Below are 16,739 nucleotides of genomic sequence, written 5' to 3'. Positions count from 1 at the left end.
GTACGCCGCCGAACCGCCGTCCTCCCCCACGAGAGCCACGAGCGCCACGAGCGTGACGAGTGCGACGAGTGCGACGCCGGTGGCAACAGGTCTGACAGCACCATGGAGAGCGTTGAAACGGTCACGCGACAAGGCAGCGTCCGAGCTGTTCGCCGCCCTCTACCCGCGCCTGGCCGGCTGGGTCCGCCGGCTCGTCGACGACGACGAGACGGCCCACGAGATCGCCTCGGAGGCGTTCACGCGCCTGTGGGCACGCTGGACGTCGGTGGAGGAGCCGCGCGGCTTCCTCTATGTGACGGCGGCCAACATCGTCCGGGACCACTGGCGCAGGATGGAACGCGAGCGCAAGGCGATGCGCCACGTGACCACGGAAGCCGCCCTGCTCACGCACACCGACCCGGCGGACCCGTCCATCCGCATGCTGGTCCAGTCGCTGCCGGAACGACTCCGCGTCCCGATCCTCCTGCACTACTACGCTGACATGCCGATCCGGGACGTGTCCGCGCTGACCGGACGCAAGGAAGGAACCATCAAGGCCGACCTCCACGCGGCCCGAGAACTGCTCCGCGCCCACCTGAGGAAAAGCCTTGACCACACGCTTTGACGACGAAGAAGACCCGGAATTCGGACCGTTCGACCCGACCAGCCCCGAGCACGCCCCGGACGACCCCCTCCTGGTCCTCCTCGGCCCCACCCCCGCCTACCTGGGCGCGCCGCCGGGCCGCTTCGAGGAGATCCGCCGCACCGCGACCCGGCGCCGCAGGACCCGTACGGCGGCCGCGGTGGGCGCGGCCTGCGCCCTCGCCGCACTGATCGCGCTCCCCCTCAACCTGACGACGGGGGAGTCCCCCCGCTCCCCCACGGTCCCCATGGCCCCACCCATCTCGACCACCCCGGCACCACCCCCCACCACCGACGCCACGACCGCCCCGACGCCGACGCCGGCGCCCTCCACCTCGAATACCCCCGAATCCGCCACGCCCGTCCCCTCCGGCAAGCCCACCGACGACCCCTCCGAGGCATCCCTCGCCCCGCCCGAGCAGGCGCCGACGACGACTCCGGACGCCGCGACAGAGGCGAGCCCGGCGGACGACGCGACGACGTCGAGCGAGGCCGGGGCCGTCCCCGTACCGAGCGCCACGGTGGAGCCGTAGCCCTCAGGGAGTCGCCAGTTCGGCCGTCAAGGGGTGAGGATGACGGCGGAAGTACCCGGCGAGGGGCTTGGGTTGGGGGGACGGAATGATCGGGACGGTGTTCCGCAGTGAGGACGTGCCTGCGGCGGACAGATTCGACTACTGGCGGGAACTGATCGCCCGTACGCGCTCGAACGATTTCATCAGCACCCACTCCGCCGAATTCTGGGGAGAGTTACGGCTGTTGGAGCTGGGCCCGGCGACGGTGATGAAGGTGTCGTTCCTGCCGACAAGGTTCCGGCGAAGCACGCGCATGGTGCGCCAGGGCGACCAGGAGCTGTACCACCTGACGCTGATGCTGGACGAAGGAATGGCCCTCGACCACGCGGACCGGACCACAGGGTTCGCCCCCGGCGACCTGCACATCGTCGACAGCTCACGCCCGTACGACTTCCGCCCGGCGGACGACCGCGAACGCAGGGTCGTCAGAGGCATAGGCCTGGACATCCCGAAAGCCCTGCTGCCCCTCCCTCCGCACCGGGTACGGGAGTTGCTGAACCGGCGCCTGTCGGGCCACGAGGGAATCGGTGCTCTGCTCTCCGACCACCTCACCGGCCTGCACCGCCAGGCCGACACCCTCCAGCCCGCCGACGCGCCCCGCCTGGGCAGGGTCGTACAGGACCTCCTGGCCGCCTGGCTCGCCCAACTCCTGGACGCAGAGGCCGCCTTGCCCCCGGAGACCCGCCAACAGGCCCTGACGGAACGTATCCGCGCGTTCGTCCAACAGAACCTGCACGACCCGGAGTTGACCCCGACCGCGATAGCGGCGGCCCACAACATCTCGCTGAGCTATCTGCACCGCGTCTTCCGGCAACAGCAGACACAGGGCGAAACGGTAGCGGCGTGGATACGCGGCCAGCGCTTGGAGGGCGTACGCCGGGACCTGTCCAACCCGGCCCTCCGCACCACTCCGATCCACGTCATCGCGGCCCGCTGGAACTTCCCCCGCCCGGCCGACTTCACCCGAGCGTTCCGCACGGCGTACGGCGTCTCACCGAAGGAATACCGGCTCAGGGCGCTGTCACAATTTCAACCACAGGAGTCGGCGTGACACCTCGCAAGCCAACCAACTGGTTCGTCACTCCCCTGCTGACGGCCGCGTTGACGACCGGAGCACTCACCGGCTGCCAGACCCTGTCGGACGCCGTGTCCGCCTCGGCCTGCGAGGGCACCGAGAGCAGGGTCGACGAGCTGAAGTCGTACGGGGTTCTCGACTCGCTCCCCCAAGGGGCAGTCGTCCCCCAGGGCTTCGAGGATCCCGAGTCCGGCTGCTGGGAGGACAGCGGCCAGGCCTGGCTGTACGCCGACCGGACCTACGTCTTCCCCGGCGACGGCGACAGGGCCGACGTGACCCGGCACTACCGGGCGGCAGCGGAACGCGAGGGCTGGAAACCGTCCCTGTCGACCCGCCGGTCCGCGAGGACGGACCGCCCGACGAGCCTGTGCTTCACGCTCGGCGAGGCGGACGACACGAAGATGCTGGACGTCTACTTCCTGACCGAGGAGATCCTCGACGCGGAGGAGACCGAGACCGGTCCCGAATTCGACTCCGGGGCCGGCTACCGCGTCGCCATCACTGCCACGGCGGACGGTTCCGCGACGAGCTGCTCGGAGTGAGGTCGGTCGGCTGGGCGGGAGGCGCTGCCACCGGGGGCGGCAGCGGACGACCGCGCCGTGCCATGTCCGCGTAGGGCGAAAGCTCCGACTCCAGGTCGCGGCCATTCTCACTCGTCCTCGGTCGTGGCCGCCTCATAGGCCCGCAGAGTTCCCGCGGGACGCTCAGGCGTCGGCGGCGAAGTCGATCCGCCACCGGCCGGCTGAGCTGACCGGGCGCGACAGCGCTGGCGGCATCGGAACCGTCACCCGGCGAGGGACCGCTGCGCGACGAGTTCGGACCGGGTCAACTCCAGCAGCCGGCCCGTCCAGTTCCGTCCGCGATGGTCCGGGGCGTCTCGCCAGAAGGGGGAGTCCGACAGCCCGGTGTAGCTGATGGTGGCGTCGCCGGTGGAGATGAGGATCTCGGCGAGTTCGGCGTGCTGGGTGAACTTCGCCCTCAGCAGACCGGTCATGACGACGAGCCGCACACGGGACCAGTCCGCTCGCCGAGGTGCCCGTCCTCCCAGGTCATGCGCCTCCCGGGCCGTCGGCGCATCCGCTATCCGCCTTCGATCGGAGGCGTCGGCCGCAGACAGGGACCAGTACCCGTGGAGCACAGAGGAATAGGTCTCACCGGCGAATTCGACGGACACCGGGAACTCGTTGCGCAGGACGAACAGCCCCAGCTCTTCGGGCCAGCCGCGCGGATAAACGGTCTCGTACGAGATGACAGCGACCCCCGTGCCCCCGACCGGATCGTCCGCGTACCGCACGGCACGTTTCTCCCGCTCCCGGGCAACTCCCGCGTCCCTGCGGTCGAAGTGGTCCACGGCGGACCGATGCATGTCCTCCGTCACCACGGGCCCGTCCCCGTCGACCGGCTCACCGATATCGGTGAGCAGAATCCGCAGGGGACGGTCCTGGCGATCCATGTCGCCCAGAACATAGATGCGACGGTGTGGCGGCACTGCCAGATACGCGTCCCTCAGCAGGGCTCGGTGATGTTCGGTCGGACTGAGCTGATACCGCCGGACAGCCTCCCAACAACGTTCTCCGGCGGTTGGACGGCCACTCAACTCCTCGATGAGGTCAGCGACTTCCCCGAGGAACCCTTCAGGAGTCAGCGGTTCACCACGCCGGGAGAGCCACTTGGACGGTTCAGCGGCGACCGGCGAGGCCTCAGGCTTGGTCGGCGAGAGCGTTCCGGATGTCAGCAGCTTCTCCAACCCGGCCAGGTCGGTCCGCCCGCCGCACTCGATCGCACCGTCGGCAAAGACGACCAGATCGTCCACGAACCAGGGAGCCTCCTGCCGATGCCGCCGCCAGACATGACACCAAGCCCCGTCGATCCGCTCCTTGTCCACCGTCCGATACGTCGGTCGCCGCCACGTCATGAACGCACGCTACCTCTTGCCCCAGCAAAGGAATCAGAGCGCTGAACCACCCAACATCGCGGACTGGATGACCTCTTGGCCCTCGCCCACAGGAGGTTCGAACCGGGCGAAAAAGTCCTCCAGCGCACCGGGGGTGACCAACAATGCGTTGCCGTCCGCGCGCCGGTTGCGCTCCTCAAGGCGCCGCAGCAGCTCATCCCGATCAACAGGGAAATACAGCAGACGCCACCGGCCACCCGCCTCTTCGGCGAGTTTCTTCCACTCCTGGCGGGCTGATCGCAGCCAGAGTCCGTGGTCCAGCACGACGTCCCGGCCAGCGGCAACCAGCTCCACGAGGCGTTCACGGACCTCGGCGACCACCGGGGCCTCCAAGGAGAAGTAGTCCCGTTCCGGATAGTCCACGCCGTACCGGCCGTGTCGGGCGTGCACCAACTCGTCCACCGAAAGCCGCACGGCGCCACCGGGCTCCAGCCACCGCTTCGCGTAGGTGGTCTTCCCCGATCCGGTCAGCCCGGCCAGCAGCCAGACCAACGGCTCCGCGCCGGACACCACCGCTGCCACGTCCATCGCCTCGATCCGCTCGGTCCTCGCCCCTGCCGGCCTGGCATCAACCGAACCAGCCCACCTGCACGACCACGATCCGCTCACCACGGATGTCCGTCAGGTACGTGAGCATGAGCAGCCCCCGGCTCTCGGTCCGCATGCCGGGCCCCGGACCGGTGTATGCCGCCCCCTCCAGAAAGACCATGGACTCGCGTACGGCGATCTCGTTGGCCAGCCGGTCCGTCTCGGCGCGTGCCACCTCCGGGAGTCCGTCCAGCAGGTCGTCCTGGAACAGCTCCCAGTGCCAGTCAGCCACCGGCGACCTCACGGTGAGCCGCCTGTACGATCTCGCCGGCCTCCTGGATCGCCCGCTCCCGTACGTCAGGGTCGGCGCTGCTGATCGCCTGCTCGGCGGCGTGCAGTCGGCGCGCGGTCTCGGGGTGTCTCTCGATCTCCACGACGACGCCCCACTGCCGGTAGAACATGCGGATCGGTACGACGCTGTCCTCATCCCCGGCGCGTACGAAGGCCTTCTGCAAGTCCTCGAAGAACTCTGGCAACCGGGAGGGAGCGACGGTGGCCACGGCCTGCCGCAGGTCGGGCAGCGTCAGCTCGGGCCGGGGGATGAGCGGACCGTCCCCGTCCGCGTACGGCATGGTCATCGGCCGCCCCTTCCACTCGTCGAGCCGCGTTCCGGCACGTGCCCACGCTAACGCCATTCCCGTCACTTCTCGGCTCCGATGAGCGGAACCGCATCACACGGGGTGCCGACGAGCCCCCACTCCGCCCACACCGTCTTCCCCACCCCCTCCCGCGGCCCCACCCCCCACCGCTCCGCCAACGCCCCCACCAGCAACAACCCCCGCCCGAACTGGTCCTCCCCGCTCACCTCACGAGGACACGGCACCCGCTCGGCACGCGGATCACTCACCTCGACGCGCAGGGCGGCGCCGGTGAGGGTCAGTCGTACGCGGATGAGGCGTCCCCGGAGGCTGCCGTGGAGCAGCGCGTTGGTCATCAACTCGCTGACGACGAGGGCGACATCACCGGCCAGCCCCGGGTGCCCCCACTCGACGACGAGTCGCGCGGTACGGGTGCGGGCGAGGGGGACGCTGCGGGGGACGGGGGTGTAGTCGAGGCGGTCTTCGTGGAGGAAGGGGTCGGACATGGGGGTACCTCCGAGTGCGTGGGGTGAGCGGTTGAGTACCGAAGGTAGGGAGTGCAGAGTCTCGGATGCAAGGTACTCGGAGAAAATTGTCTCCATCGAGTGACGGGAAGGCTTCCACACGCAACACTTGATCCGTGACTCGTACCTCAGAACTGGGCAATCGCACCTCAACTGTCCTGGGCCGCAAGCTCGGTGCCGAACTCCTGCGACTGCGCGATGCCTCGGGAAAGACCCAGCAGCAGGCCGCCGAGGTCATCAACGCGACCAACTCGAAGATCGTGAAGATGGAACGCGGCTGGGTGCCGATGCGGGACCCCGACATCCGCGTGCTGTGCGAGTCGTACGGCTTGAGCGACCCCAAAGCCCTGGCGCGGCTGCTGAACCTGGCCCGGCTGGACCGCGAGCGCCGCAAAGCCAAGGGATGGTGGCAGGAATCGCCCCACCCGGGCTCCCTCTCCGAGTACATCGCGCTGGAGGACGCGGCGAGCCGCGTACGGACTTGGCAACTCTCCCTGGTTCCCGGCCTGTTCCAGACTGCCGAGTACGCGCGCTCAGTGACCGTCACCGAAGGTGTGGGGGTGTGGGAGGACCCGGACGAGATCGAGCGCCTGGTCGACATCCGGATGCGCCGCCAGGCCCGCCTGCACGACGAACGCCCACTTCAGCTGTACGCCGTCATCTGGGAAGCGGCGCTGCGACAGCTGATCGGCGGGCCCGACACCATGCGCGCTCAGCTGGAACGCCTGCTGGAGGTCGCCGAGCTGCCCAACGTACGCGTACAGGTACTGCCCTTCCGCGCGGGCGGACACCCTTGCATTTCAGGCCCGTTCACCATCATCTCGTTCGCCGAGACCGAGGCCGTGGACGTGGTCCACGCCGATGCCATCGCCTCTACTGTGTGGGTGGAAAACGAGACCGAGAGCACCGCGTACAGCGGGTTCTTCGAACGTACGGCGCGACTGAGCCTCGCACCGCGCGACTCGGTCCAACTGATCGACACCATCCGCCAGGAGATCTGACCCATGCCCGAGTTCGACTTCGTCAAGTCCAGCTACAGCAACGCCGGAGGCGAATGCGTCGAAGTCGCCCACAACCACCCCGGAGTCGTCGCCGTCCGGGATTCCAAGACCCCGTCCGACGCTCCCATACTCCACCTCTCTCCCACCGCCTGGCGGGAGTTCACGACCGCGCAGTGATCCCCGCCACGATCAGATCGATCCCCGCCACGAACTCCTCCCGGTCGTCGTGATCCCGTAGTTGTTCCGCGACGTTCCGGGTGAACGCGTACTCCTCGGAGTCCAGGTTCGCCCACGTCGCCGAGACCCCCGCCAGGAACTCCTCGCGGGTCGTGCCCGGCTGGTGGTCGCGGGCGTTGGCCGCGTTCTGGCCGCCCACACCGAGGACGTAGTTCAGCAGCGTGGACGCGGCCGTGAACTGGGCCGCGTGGGGCACCCCGAGCGCCTGGACCTGGCGCCCGAGGTGCTCGAAGACCCGCAGCAGCGGTGTCTGCGCCGGGGCGCGGGCGAGTTGCGTGCCGATCCACGGGTGGGCGTCGATCGCGTCGAACACGCCGAGCGCGAGGGCACGTACCGCCTCCTGCGGGGTCGCACCGGCGGTGACGACGGCGGCCATGGTGTCGGTGACGACCGCGTCGGTGGCGGCACCCAGCAACTCGTCCCTGCCCGTGACGTGCCAGTAGATCGCACCCGGCCCCGTGGAGAGCCGCCGGGCCAGTGCGCGGAACGTGAGTCCGGCCTCGCCCTCCGCGTCGAGAAGCTCGATCGCCGCCTCGACGATGCGCTCCCGGGAGAGCGGCTCCCTCCGCCGCTCCGAACGACGCGTCCTGCTCTCAGCCATGTGGCCATCCTGACACACCCATGGAACGGCGTTCCAGCTTGACATCTCTGGAACGGCGTTCCAGGCTGGTGTCAATCCATGGAACGCCGTTCCATAGATTCCGCGCCCACCCCGCCATCAGGAGCCACCATGACCACCACCACAACCCCCACCCCCCACGTCACGATCATCGGCGCCGGACTCGGCGGCCTGACCCTCGCCCGCGTCCTCCACGTCAACGGCATACCTGCCACCGTCTACGAGGCCGAGGCGTCCCCGACCGCCCGCGCTCAGGGTGGGCTGCTCGACATCCACGAGCACGACGGGCAGCTCGCCCTCAAGGCCGCCGGGCTGTTCGACGGGTTCCGCGGGCTCATCCTGGAGGGCCGCCAGGCCTCACGGATCCTCGGCCGGGACGGGACCATCCTGTTCGAGGACGCCGACGACGGTACGGGTGGCCGTCCCGAGGTGCAGCGCGGCGAGCTGCGGCAGCTGCTGCTCGACTCGCTCCCGGCCGGCACCGTCCGGTGGGGGCACAAGGTCAGCGGTGCCCAGACCCTGCCCGACGGCCGCCACCAGGTGACCTTCGCCGACGGGACCACCCTCGACACCGCCCTGCTCGTCGGCGCGGACGGCGCCTGGTCCCGGGTCCGGCCGCTGCTCTCCGACGTGGCACCCTCGTACCTCGGGATGTCGTACGTCGAGACCTACCTGTTCGACGCCGACACCCGGCACCCCGCCGGCGCGAAGGCGGTCGGCGGCGGATCACTGTTCGCGCCCGTGCCGGGGCAGGGCATCGGGGCCCACCGCGAGCGCGGCGGGACCATCCACTCGTACGTGATGCTCTCCAGGCCGCAGGAGTGGTTCGCCGGGATCGACTTCACCGACCCCGCCGCCGCGCGGGCCCGGATCGCACAGGAGTTCGATGGCTGGGCGCCGGAACTCACCGCGCTGATCACCGACGGCGAGACCGCACCGGTCTGGCGCCCCCTCAACGTCCTGCCCGTCGGACACCGCTGGGACCGGGTGCCGGGTGTGACCCTGCTCGGCGACGCCGCCCACGTCTCGATCCCGGCCGGCGAGGGCGCCAACCTGGCCATGTACGACGGCGCCGAACTCGGCAAGCTCATCGCCGCCCACCCCGACGACATCGAGACCGCCCTCGCCGAGTACGAGCAGGCCATGTTCCCCCGCAGCGCCGAAGCCGCCACCGAAGGCACCCGGATCCACGAGGTGCTCTACGGCGACAACGCTCCCCACAGCCTGGTCGGCCTGTTCAGCGGACACGCGTAGCCGTAGTCGCCGCACACGGGCACGCCTCGGCCGATCAGCGCAGTCCGGCGAAGAGGTCGTTCTCGGGTATCGCCGAGCCAGTGGTGTCCTGGACCCGTACGAAGGTCTCCACGCCCATCAACTCGCCGAACCTCTCCTTGCCCATCTTGAGGAAGAAGATGTTCTCGCCCTGGCTGGCGTGCGCGGCCAGCGCGTCGAACTTCTGACCGCTGAACGCGACGGTGTCCACCCAGGTGGTGATCTCGTCGTCGGGGAGGCCGATCTCGGCCATCGCGGCGGCCTCGGCGGGGTCCGGCTCCGGCATGTCCTCGTCGAACTCGCGCATGACCTCGCCGAACCGCTGCATCAGCGAGCGGGGCATCGTCGTCCAGTACACCTTCGGCGTCAGCGGGGTCTTCTCCAGTGCGGTCATCTCCAGCGCCGCCATCGTGATGCGGTGGGCCTGGATGTGGTCGGGGTGGCCGTAGAAGCCGTTCTCGTCGTAGGTGACGACCACATCGGGCCGGTAGTGCCGCATGAGTTCCGCGAGCCGGGCCGCGCCTTCCGCCACGGGCGTCTGCCAGAAGGATCCGGGGGCGTCGTTGCTCGGCCAGCCCATCATCCCGGAGTCGGCATAGCCCAGCAGCTCCAGATCGCTGATCTTCAGGACGTCACGGCTCGCCTCGAGTTCCTGGCGGCGCAACAAGGCGATCGCCGCCGGATCATGCCCGGGGTCACCTGGCTTGACGCCGCCCGGTCCGTCACCGCAACCGCCGTCGGTACAGGTCACGAGAACCGTGCGGATGCCTTCCGCCGCGTACCGCGCGAGGACCCCTCCGGTTCCGGTGGCCTCGTCGTCGGGGTGGGCGTGCACTGCCATGAGCGTCAAGGGCCGGTCAGTCATGAAAACAGTCCTCCTGCAGAAGTACGTCCGTCCCGGTGCAAGGAGCGCGGCGGGCGTACCGCGATCCCGGGGGCCGGATCCGGGTGGGGCGGACGACCTTACGGTCTCCGCGCCCCCGCCCCCTATGGCGCCGGCCCCTCGGTCGGTGCAACCGCATCGACCGGACCGCCTGTTCCCGGCGCGACCGCGGACTCGGGCGAGGGCGGCGCCCAGCAGGGAGAAGGCGGCGCCGAAGAGCGGGGCCGGCGACATGGAACCTGGGCCGACCAGCCGAGCCGGGCCACACAGAACCCGGGCCGACGAGCCGGCCGCACGGGACGCGACTGCCGCCCCCGCAACGGGAGTTCGGCCCTCAGGAGGAGTCCCCGCGCCCGCCCCCTTGGCTAATCTGCACGGTTGACGCTCCCCCTCGTAAACGAGGGGGATTCTTACGGCTCGCGCCGTGAGACTTCCTGTTTCGTCGCCGACTGCCCGCCCGGAGTTCTCCGTTGAGGTCTTACACCAGCTCCGCAGGCTGCAACGGCCCGTCCGGCCGCCAGAAGGTTCATCGCCGCGTTCACGTCCCGGTCGTGGGTGGTCCCACAGTTGCCACACGTCCAGGTGCGGACACCGAGCGGCATCTTGTCCCGCAAGGCGCCGCAGCGGGAGCAGAGTCTGGACGAGGGGAAGAAGCGATCCACCGCGATCACTTCCCGCCCGTACCACTGGGCTTTGTACTCCAGCATGGAACGGAACTCCGACCACGCCGCGTCGCTGATGGCGCGGGCGAGTTTCCGGTTCCTGACCATGTTGCGGACGGTCAGATCCTCGATCACGAGCGTTTGGTTCTCACGCACGAGTCGGGTGGTCAGCTTGTCGAGACCGTCGCGGCGACGGTCTGCGATGCGGGCGTGGATCTTGGCGACCTTGCGCCGGGCTTTGGCCTGGTTCGCGGAGCCCTTGGCCTTCTTGGCAAGGTTTCGCTGGGCCTTCGCCAGCCGGGCTCGGTCCTTTCGCTCATGCCGGGGGTTGGCGATCTTCTCTCCGGTGGAGAGGGTCAGAAGGTGCTCCAGGCCCACGTCGATACCGACGGCTGTATCGGTTTGGGGGAGCGGCTTGACGGACGCGTCCTCACACAGCATCGAGACGAACCAGCGTCCCGCCGCATCCTGGGAGACGGTCACCGTGGAGGGCTTCGCTCCCTCGGGGAGCGGCCGGGACCACACAATGTCAAGCGGTTCGGTCATCTTCGCCAGGGTCAGCCTGTCGTCACGGAAGCGGAAACCGCTGGTGGTGTACTCCGCCGACTTCCGCGACTTCTTCCGCGACTTGAAGCGCGGGTACTTCGACCGCTTGCCGAAGAAGTTGGTGAACGCGGTCTGCAAGTGCCGCAGCGTCTGCTGCAAGGGCACCGACGACACGTCGTTGAGGAACGCCAGTTCCTCGGTTTTCTTCCACACCGTCAGCATGGCGGAGGTGGCGTTGTAGTTGATCCGCTCCTGTCGCGCCCATGCCTCCGTACGGGCGGCGAGCGCCAGGTTGTAGACCTTGCGGACGCAGCCGAACGTGCGCGACAGCTCGGCTGCCTGCGCATCGGTCGGATAGAAGCGGTACTTGAACGCCCGCCTCACCTGGTTCGTGGCCATGCTCACAAACTAGCTAGTTGCTGTGTAAAGATCAAATCTGCTGGTCGGGGCACCGGGATCCGCCCTGACGGCGAATCCCAGCCCGTTGCCCTGCTCCGCAAGAGTCCGTTTCCTCTCCGCCCTGAAGGGCGGAGTATCCACGGAGGAACCCGATGAGCACCGCCCTGACCCTGCTCCCGCGCGTCGCCTATCGCGGGCAGGAGGTCACCGCGCCCCGGCTGCGCGCCCTGCTCGCCCTTCTCGCGGGCGACCCGCGCACCGGCTGCAGCACCGAGCGGCTGGTCGCGGGGCTGTGGCCGGACGAGCTGCCGGAGCGGCCCGGCAAGGCGCTCCAGGTGCTCGTGTCCCGCGCGCGGGCCCAGCTCGGCGCCGACCTCCTCGCCAGCACGCCGACCGGATACCGGCTCGCCCTCGCCGAGGAACAGGTCGACAGCTCCGCCCTGCTCCTGCACGCCGCCGCCAGTGCGGACCGGGCCCGGGCCGGGGACCACGCCGGATCCCTGGCCGCCGCCGAGGCCGGGCTCGCCCTGTGGGAGGGCACCCCTGATCCCGATCACGGGGACGACGACCCCGTGGCCGCCCTGCGCGCCGAGCGCGCCCCCGTCCACCGCGCCCTCGTCCGCGCCCGGGCCCTCGCGCTCGGCCGACTCGGGCGGCACTCGGAGGCCGCCGGGCCGCTGGCCGCCGTAACCGCCGGGCATCCGCACGACGAGGAGGTGCTCGCCGAGCTGCTGCGCGGCGAGGCCGCGACGGCCGGGCCGTCCGCCGCGCTGACCCGGTACGAGGCGTACCGCCGCGAGTTGCGCGACACGCTCGGTACGGATCCGGGGGACCGAATCAAGGCCGTACAGCGGGAGTTGTTGCGGGGTGAGGCGCCCGTGGTCCGGCACGGGGTGCCGCACGAGCCCAATCCGCTCCTCGGGCGGGACGACGACATCGCCGAGGTGGAGCGGCTGCTGCGCGACTCGCGAGCCGTCACCGTCGCCGGGCCAGGTGGCCTCGGCAAGACCCGGCTCGCGCACGCCGTCAGCCGCCGGGCCGAGCACCGGGTCGTCCACTTCGTGGCGCTCGCCGGTGTCACCACCGACGAGGAAGTGGGCGCGGAGGTGGCCTCCGCGCTCGGCGCGGGTGAGAAGCGGCCCGGCGCCATGGGCGGCCACGACCCGGTACCCGGCATCCTCGGCGTGCTCGGCACCGGGCCCGCCCTGCTGGTCCTCGACAACTGCGAGCAGGTCGTCGCCGGTGCCGCGAGCCTCGTACACGCCCTCGTTTCGTCCTCCCGCGAGCTGCGGGTGCTCGTCACCAGCCGCGCGCCCCTCGGGCTGACGTCCGAGGCCGTGTACGCGCTGCCCGAACTCCAACTCGCCACCTCCGTCGAACTGTTCACCCAGCGCGCGCGGGCCGCCCGGCCCGGTGTGGAGCTGCCGCCGGACGCGGTGGCCGGGCTCTGCCGGCACCTCGACGGGCTGCCGCTCGCCGTGGAGCTGGCCGCCGCGCGCGTACGGGTGCTGTCGGTGCCGGAGATAGCCCGCCGCCTCGGCGACCGGTTCGCGCTGCTGCGCGGCGGGGCCAGGGACGCGCCGGAGCGCCACCGCACGCTGCACGCGGTCGTGGACTGGAGCTGGAACCTCCTCGACGAGGAGGCCAGGGCGGCTCTTCGTACCCTGTCCGTCTTTCCCGGCGGCTTCTCCGGCGAGGCGGCCGAGCACGTCCTCGGCGACGACGCGCTGCCGCTGCTGGAGCAACTGGCCGGTCAGTCGCTGCTCACCGTCGCCGAGACCCCGGCCGGTGTGCGCTTCCGAATGCTGGAGACCGTACGGGAGTTCAGCGCGGCCCGGCGCACGGAGGCGGGCGAGGACGCGGCCGCCGTCGGCCAATTCCTCGCCTGGGCACGGGACTTCGGGGTCACGTACCACGACTGGTTCTTCGGCTCGGGGCCCCTGACCGCCTGGGAGCAGGTCAGGGCCGAGCAGGACAACCTCGTGGCGGCCCTGCGGCACGCCCTGGCCCGTACGGACGGCGCCGCCATCGCCGCCCTCACCGCGGTCCTCGCCGCGCTGTGGTCCACGGGTTCCAACTACCCCCGCCTCACCGCCCTCGCCGCGGACACCGGCCCGCCACTGTCGCACTACCGCCCCGAGCCCGAGTACGTCGAAGTCGCCCGCGCCGCCGCCGTGTTGTGCACGGCGAGCCTGTTCATGGGCTACGGCCCGCGCGCCGAACGCCACCTCGTCACCCTCCGGCGGCTGCCCCCGGCCCCGCCGGACACCCTGGTGCGCGCCATCGCGATCGTGCTGGGCGCGGTCCCCGACATGCGGCCTCCGGACTACGACGTACTGCGCGGGCTCTGCGCCAGCGAGCAGCCGCTGCTGGCGGGCATCGCCGAGTGCGTCGCCACGTACGTCTGGGAGTCGGAGCACGACATCGACCGCGCGCTCGCCTCGGCCCGCCGGATCATCGCCGCACTGGCACCGGCCGACAATCCGTTCCTCCAGGTCCTGGGCCATGCCCGGCTGGGCGAGCTGTGCCTGAAGACGGAGCAGGGCGAGGCCGCGTACGAGCATCTCAAGGCGGCGCTCGACGCACTGCCGCGGCTCGGCGACGAGCAGGACTCCATCGGCGTCCGCAGCGGCCTCGTCCTCGCCTGTCTGCAGCGCGGCGACCCCGACGAGGCCGAGTACTGGCTGCGGCTGACGGAGGGTCACCAGCCCCCGCAGCAGGACGACTTCCACAGTCCGGGCCTCGGCGGGCGCGCCGAGATCGCGCTCGCCCGCGGGCTGACGGAGGTCGGGCTCGGCCTGTGGCGCAGCGCCGTGGAGGGCATGGCCGAGGCAGGTCCGCTGTACGACGGCGATCCCTTCCTCGACCGGTGGGTGCTGCAGATCCAGTCGGCGGCGGTGACGGCGCACGCGCACGTCGGCCGCCTCGAACCCGTCGCGGAACTGGTCCACCGGCTGCGACAGGGCCTGCGGACACTGCTCTCCGGCCCGTCCCCCGCACCCATGGAACTGCCCCTGTACGGAACGGTGTTGCACGCCCTCGGCATGGCGGATCTCGCGTACGGCGACCCCTCCGCCGTACGGATGATCGCGCTGGCCGAACGGCTGGGGGTGCTGCGCGACTACCAGCCGACGATGTCGGCGGACCGGGCCCGGCGGGCGGCCGAGAACGCCGACGGGGCGGCGTACGCCGACGCGGTGTCGGAGTACGCCGCCCTGGGGCGGGACGAGTTGCGGGAGGCTGCCCGCGCTGTCATGACGGTTACTTCGGGTCGCGGTTGAACTGTGCCGTCGACCAGCGGTAGCCGAGGACGGACAGGCCGACGCACCAGGCGATCGCGAGCCAGCCGTTGTTGCCGATCTCGGTGCCGAGGAGCAGACCGCGCAGGGTCTCGATGGCCGGGGTGAAGGGCTGGTACTCGGCGATCGGCTGGAACCAGCCCGGCATGGTGTCGGACGGGATGAAGGCGCTGGAGATCAGCGGGAGGAGGATCAGCGGCATCGCCATGTTGCTGGCCGCCTCGGGGTTCGGGCTGGCCATGCCCATGCCGACCGCGATCCAGGTGAGGGCGAGGGAGAACAGGGCGAGCAGTCCCACCGCCGCGATCCATTCCAGGAGCGTGGCGTCCGTGGAGCGGAACCCCATGGCCACGGCGACGGCACTGACCAGGACCAGGCTGGCCATGATCTGCAGCACGCTGCCCACGACGTGCCCGACGAGCAGAGAGCCCCGGTAGATGGCCATCGTGCGGAAGCGGGCGATGAGGCCCTGGGTCATGTCCATGGAGACGGCGATCGCGGCCCCGATCACGGTGGAGCCGATGGTCATCATCAGCAGGCCCGGGACGATGTAGGCGATGTAGTCGGAACGGTCGGCGCCGCTGCCGCCGATGCCCGCGCTCATCACGTCGCCGAAGACGTAGACGAAGAGCAGGAGCAGCATGATCGGCGTGAGCAGCAGGTTCAGGGTCATCGACGGGTAGCGGAGGGCGTGCAGCAGGTTGCGGCGCAGCATCGTGTTCGAGTCGCGCACGGCGAGGGCGAAGGCACTGCTCATCGGACGTTCTCCTTGGTGGAGTGGGCGGTGGGACCGGTCAGGGCGAAGAACACGTCGTCCAGGTCCGGGGTGTGCACGGTCAGTTCGTCCGCCTCGACCCCGGCGGTGTCGAGCCAGTCGAGGATGGAGCGCAGCTCGCGCTGGCTGCCGTCGCTCGGGATCTGGAGGGCGAGTGCCTCGTCGTCGCGGGTGACTTCGCGCAGGGCGGCTGCGGCGGAGCGGTAGGCGTCGGGGTCGGTGAAGCGGAGGCGGACATGCCCGCCGGGGATGAGCCGCTTCAGTTCCTCCGCGGTGCCCTCTGCGGCGATCTTGCCGTCGTTCAACACGGCGATGCGGTCGGCGAGTTCGTCGGCTTCTTCGAGGTACTGGGTGGTGAGGAAGACGGTGACGCCGTCGGCGACCAGTCCGCGGATGATCTGCCACATGTTGTGGCGGGAGCGGGGGTCGAGGCCGGTGGTGGGTTCGTCGAGGAAGATGATCCGGGGGTTGCCGACGAGGGTCATGGCGAGGTCGAGGCGGCGCTTCATGCCGCCGGAGTAGGTGGAGGCGGGCTTGGCCGCGGCCTCCGTCAGATCGAAGCGCTCCAGCAGTTCGGCGGCGGCCTTCCGGCCCTCCTGCTTGGGCAGGTGGTGCAGGTCGGCCATGAGGAGCATGTTCTCCTCGCCGGTGATCAGGCCGTCCACGGCGGAGAACTGTCCGGTGACGCCGATCGCGGCGCGGACCGCGTGTGGGTGGGTGGCGAGGTCGTGGCCGCCGACGTGCAGGTCGCCGGCGTCGGCGGTGATGAGGGTGGAGAGGATCTTTACGGCGGTGGTCTTGCCTGCGCCGTTCGGGCCGAGCAGGGAGAAGACGGTGCCGGCGGGCACGGACAGGTCGATGCCGTCGAGGACGGTCTTGTCCCCGTAGGCCTTGCGCAGCCCCTGGGCCGCGATGGCGGGTGAGTGCGATGTCGTCGAGGTCATGCCGAGGAGATTGCGGCAGGGCGCATTCAGCTCGGTTTCACTGTGGTTTCAGTGCGCTGGAACCCGGGTGCGGGTCAGGTTTCTCGCCCCCGCCGCCCCTACCCATACCCATCCCTGGGGGCTGCGCCCCCAGACCCCCGCTGTCGGCCTGAACGGCCTCGTCCTCAAACGCCGGACGGGCTAGAAGATC

At 70.2% G+C, this 16,739-nt stretch carries 18 protein-coding genes; 8 read left to right on the top strand and 10 right to left on the bottom strand.

The genetic code is table 11. The features are described 5' to 3' along the window. Positions 1 to 112 precede the first annotated feature (112 nt). From ACWCRB_RS22660 to ACWCRB_RS22645, 4 genes are all read left to right on the top strand, one after another. A complete protein-coding gene (locus ACWCRB_RS22660) occupies positions 113 to 604 on the top strand; it encodes an RNA polymerase sigma factor (protein WP_450997764.1) in 492 nt (163 codons plus the stop codon). Beyond that, positions 588 to 1,154 carry a hypothetical protein gene (locus tag ACWCRB_RS22655; RefSeq protein ID WP_450997763.1) on the top strand — a complete coding sequence of 189 codons (567 nt, stop codon included), beginning with the start codon at positions 588 to 590 and terminating at the stop codon, positions 1,152 to 1,154. The genes ACWCRB_RS22660 and ACWCRB_RS22655 overlap by 17 nt, the downstream gene beginning before the upstream one ends. Before the next feature lie 85 nt (positions 1,155 to 1,239). Further along, positions 1,240 to 2,244: an AraC-like ligand-binding domain-containing protein gene (locus tag ACWCRB_RS22650; protein WP_450997762.1), complete on the top strand. Its 1,005-nt coding sequence runs from the start codon at positions 1,240 to 1,242 to the stop codon at positions 2,242 to 2,244. Next, the gene (locus ACWCRB_RS22645) at positions 2,241 to 2,810 is read left to right on the top strand and encodes a hypothetical protein (protein WP_450997761.1); all 570 of its coding nucleotides are present in this window, start codon (positions 2,241 to 2,243) and stop codon (positions 2,808 to 2,810) included. The genes ACWCRB_RS22650 and ACWCRB_RS22645 overlap by 4 nt, the downstream gene beginning before the upstream one ends. Positions 2,811 to 3,052: 242 nt before the next feature. Here ACWCRB_RS22645 and ACWCRB_RS22640 read toward each other — a convergent pair whose 3' ends face one another. From ACWCRB_RS22640 to ACWCRB_RS22620, 5 genes are all read right to left on the bottom strand, one after another. Beyond that, the gene (locus ACWCRB_RS22640; RefSeq protein WP_450997760.1) at positions 3,053 to 4,183 is read right to left on the bottom strand and encodes an NADAR family protein; all 1,131 of its coding nucleotides are present in this window, start codon (positions 4,181 to 4,183) and stop codon (positions 3,053 to 3,055) included. A 33-nt stretch (positions 4,184 to 4,216) separates the two neighbouring features. Then, positions 4,217 to 4,750 (bottom strand): AAA family ATPase, encoded by a 534-nt coding sequence (locus ACWCRB_RS22635; RefSeq protein ID WP_450997759.1) that lies wholly within the window; start codon positions 4,748 to 4,750, stop codon positions 4,217 to 4,219. A gap of 40 nt (positions 4,751 to 4,790) precedes the next feature. Next, the gene (locus tag ACWCRB_RS22630) at positions 4,791 to 5,042 is read right to left on the bottom strand and encodes a hypothetical protein (RefSeq protein WP_450997758.1); all 252 of its coding nucleotides are present in this window, start codon (positions 5,040 to 5,042) and stop codon (positions 4,791 to 4,793) included. Further along, positions 5,035 to 5,388 carry a hypothetical protein gene (locus tag ACWCRB_RS22625; protein ID WP_450997757.1) on the bottom strand — a complete coding sequence of 118 codons (354 nt, stop codon included), beginning with the start codon at positions 5,386 to 5,388 and terminating at the stop codon, positions 5,035 to 5,037. The genes ACWCRB_RS22630 and ACWCRB_RS22625 overlap by 8 nt, the downstream gene beginning before the upstream one ends. A 62-nt stretch (positions 5,389 to 5,450) precedes the next feature. Then, positions 5,451 to 5,894, bottom strand: coding sequence for an ATP-binding protein (locus ACWCRB_RS22620; RefSeq protein WP_450997756.1), 444 nt, complete (start codon positions 5,892 to 5,894; stop codon positions 5,451 to 5,453). Positions 5,895 to 6,028: 134 nt separating this feature from the next. On the opposite strand from ACWCRB_RS22620, the gene ACWCRB_RS22615 reads away from it, so the two are divergent. After that, positions 6,029 to 6,913 (top strand): helix-turn-helix domain-containing protein, encoded by an 885-nt coding sequence (locus ACWCRB_RS22615; protein WP_450997755.1) that lies wholly within the window; start codon positions 6,029 to 6,031, stop codon positions 6,911 to 6,913. Positions 6,914 to 6,916: 3 nt separating this feature from the next. Continuing rightward, positions 6,917 to 7,090, top strand: a complete 174-nt coding sequence (locus ACWCRB_RS22610; protein WP_450997754.1) for a DUF397 domain-containing protein — start codon at positions 6,917 to 6,919, stop codon at positions 7,088 to 7,090. Here the strand turns inward: ACWCRB_RS22610 and ACWCRB_RS22605 are convergent. After that, positions 7,074 to 7,751: a TetR/AcrR family transcriptional regulator gene (locus tag ACWCRB_RS22605; RefSeq protein WP_450997753.1), complete on the bottom strand. Its 678-nt coding sequence runs from the start codon at positions 7,749 to 7,751 to the stop codon at positions 7,074 to 7,076. The two genes, ACWCRB_RS22610 and ACWCRB_RS22605, sit on opposite strands and share 17 nt — an antisense overlap. A 129-nt stretch (positions 7,752 to 7,880) precedes the next feature. Between ACWCRB_RS22605 and ACWCRB_RS22600 the strand changes: the two genes are divergently transcribed. Further along, on the top strand, positions 7,881 to 9,023 hold the full coding sequence (locus ACWCRB_RS22600; RefSeq protein ID WP_450997752.1) for an FAD-dependent oxidoreductase: 1,143 nt from the start codon (positions 7,881 to 7,883) through the stop codon (positions 9,021 to 9,023). 34 nt (positions 9,024 to 9,057) lie between these two features. Here the strand turns inward: ACWCRB_RS22600 and ACWCRB_RS22595 are convergent, their stop codons facing one another. Then, entirely contained in the window at positions 9,058 to 9,906 is an 849-nt protein-coding gene (locus tag ACWCRB_RS22595; protein ID WP_450997751.1) for a PIG-L family deacetylase, read from the bottom strand. A gap of 428 nt (positions 9,907 to 10,334) precedes the next feature. Next, positions 10,335 to 11,531 carry an RNA-guided endonuclease InsQ/TnpB family protein gene (locus ACWCRB_RS22590; protein ID WP_450997750.1) on the bottom strand — a complete coding sequence of 399 codons (1,197 nt, stop codon included), beginning with the start codon at positions 11,529 to 11,531 and terminating at the stop codon, positions 10,335 to 10,337. 152 nt (positions 11,532 to 11,683) lie between these two features. Between ACWCRB_RS22590 and ACWCRB_RS22585 the strand changes: the two genes are divergently transcribed. Beyond that, positions 11,684 to 14,812, top strand: a complete 3,129-nt coding sequence (locus ACWCRB_RS22585) for an ATP-binding protein (RefSeq protein ID WP_450997749.1) — start codon at positions 11,684 to 11,686, stop codon at positions 14,810 to 14,812. On the opposite strand, the gene ACWCRB_RS22580 is transcribed toward ACWCRB_RS22585, so the two are convergent. Further along, positions 14,793 to 15,587 (bottom strand): ABC transporter permease, encoded by a 795-nt coding sequence (locus ACWCRB_RS22580; protein ID WP_450997748.1) that lies wholly within the window; start codon positions 15,585 to 15,587, stop codon positions 14,793 to 14,795. The two genes, ACWCRB_RS22585 and ACWCRB_RS22580, sit on opposite strands and share 20 nt — an antisense overlap. Further along, on the bottom strand, positions 15,584 to 16,549 hold the full coding sequence (locus ACWCRB_RS22575) for an ATP-binding cassette domain-containing protein (RefSeq protein ID WP_450997747.1): 966 nt from the start codon (positions 16,547 to 16,549) through the stop codon (positions 15,584 to 15,586). The genes ACWCRB_RS22580 and ACWCRB_RS22575 overlap by 4 nt, the downstream gene beginning before the upstream one ends. Positions 16,550 to 16,739: the final 190 nt, after the last annotated feature.

This window comes from Streptomyces sp. NPDC002156 (assembly GCF_053593675.1).
Note: the sequence above shows the minus strand (reverse complement) of the source record. Positions and strands in the feature narration are given on the sequence as shown.

Coding starts and splice junctions, on each gene's coding strand:
- ACWCRB_RS22575 (WP_450997747.1), bottom strand. CDS start 16,549: ATGACCTCGACGACATCGCACTCACCCGCCATCGCGGCCCAGGGGCTG.
- ACWCRB_RS22620 (WP_450997756.1), bottom strand. CDS start 5,894: ATGTCCGACCCCTTCCTCCACGAAGACCGCCTCGACTACACCCCCGTC.
- ACWCRB_RS22610 (WP_450997754.1), top strand. CDS start 6,917: ATGCCCGAGTTCGACTTCGTCAAGTCCAGCTACAGCAACGCCGGAGGC.
- ACWCRB_RS22625 (WP_450997757.1), bottom strand. CDS start 5,388: ATGACCATGCCGTACGCGGACGGGGACGGTCCGCTCATCCCCCGGCCC.
- ACWCRB_RS22600 (WP_450997752.1), top strand. CDS start 7,881: ATGACCACCACCACAACCCCCACCCCCCACGTCACGATCATCGGCGCC.
- ACWCRB_RS22605 (WP_450997753.1), bottom strand. CDS start 7,751: ATGGCTGAGAGCAGGACGCGTCGTTCGGAGCGGCGGAGGGAGCCGCTC.
- ACWCRB_RS22590 (WP_450997750.1), bottom strand. CDS start 11,531: ATGGCCACGAACCAGGTGAGGCGGGCGTTCAAGTACCGCTTCTATCCG.
- ACWCRB_RS22650 (WP_450997762.1), top strand. CDS start 1,240: ATGATCGGGACGGTGTTCCGCAGTGAGGACGTGCCTGCGGCGGACAGA.
- ACWCRB_RS22585 (WP_450997749.1), top strand. CDS start 11,684: ATGAGCACCGCCCTGACCCTGCTCCCGCGCGTCGCCTATCGCGGGCAG.
- ACWCRB_RS22580 (WP_450997748.1), bottom strand. CDS start 15,587: ATGAGCAGTGCCTTCGCCCTCGCCGTGCGCGACTCGAACACGATGCTG.
- ACWCRB_RS22640 (WP_450997760.1), bottom strand. CDS start 4,183: ATGACGTGGCGGCGACCGACGTATCGGACGGTGGACAAGGAGCGGATC.
- ACWCRB_RS22595 (WP_450997751.1), bottom strand. CDS start 9,906: ATGACTGACCGGCCCTTGACGCTCATGGCAGTGCACGCCCACCCCGAC.
- ACWCRB_RS22635 (WP_450997759.1), bottom strand. CDS start 4,750: ATGGACGTGGCAGCGGTGGTGTCCGGCGCGGAGCCGTTGGTCTGGCTG.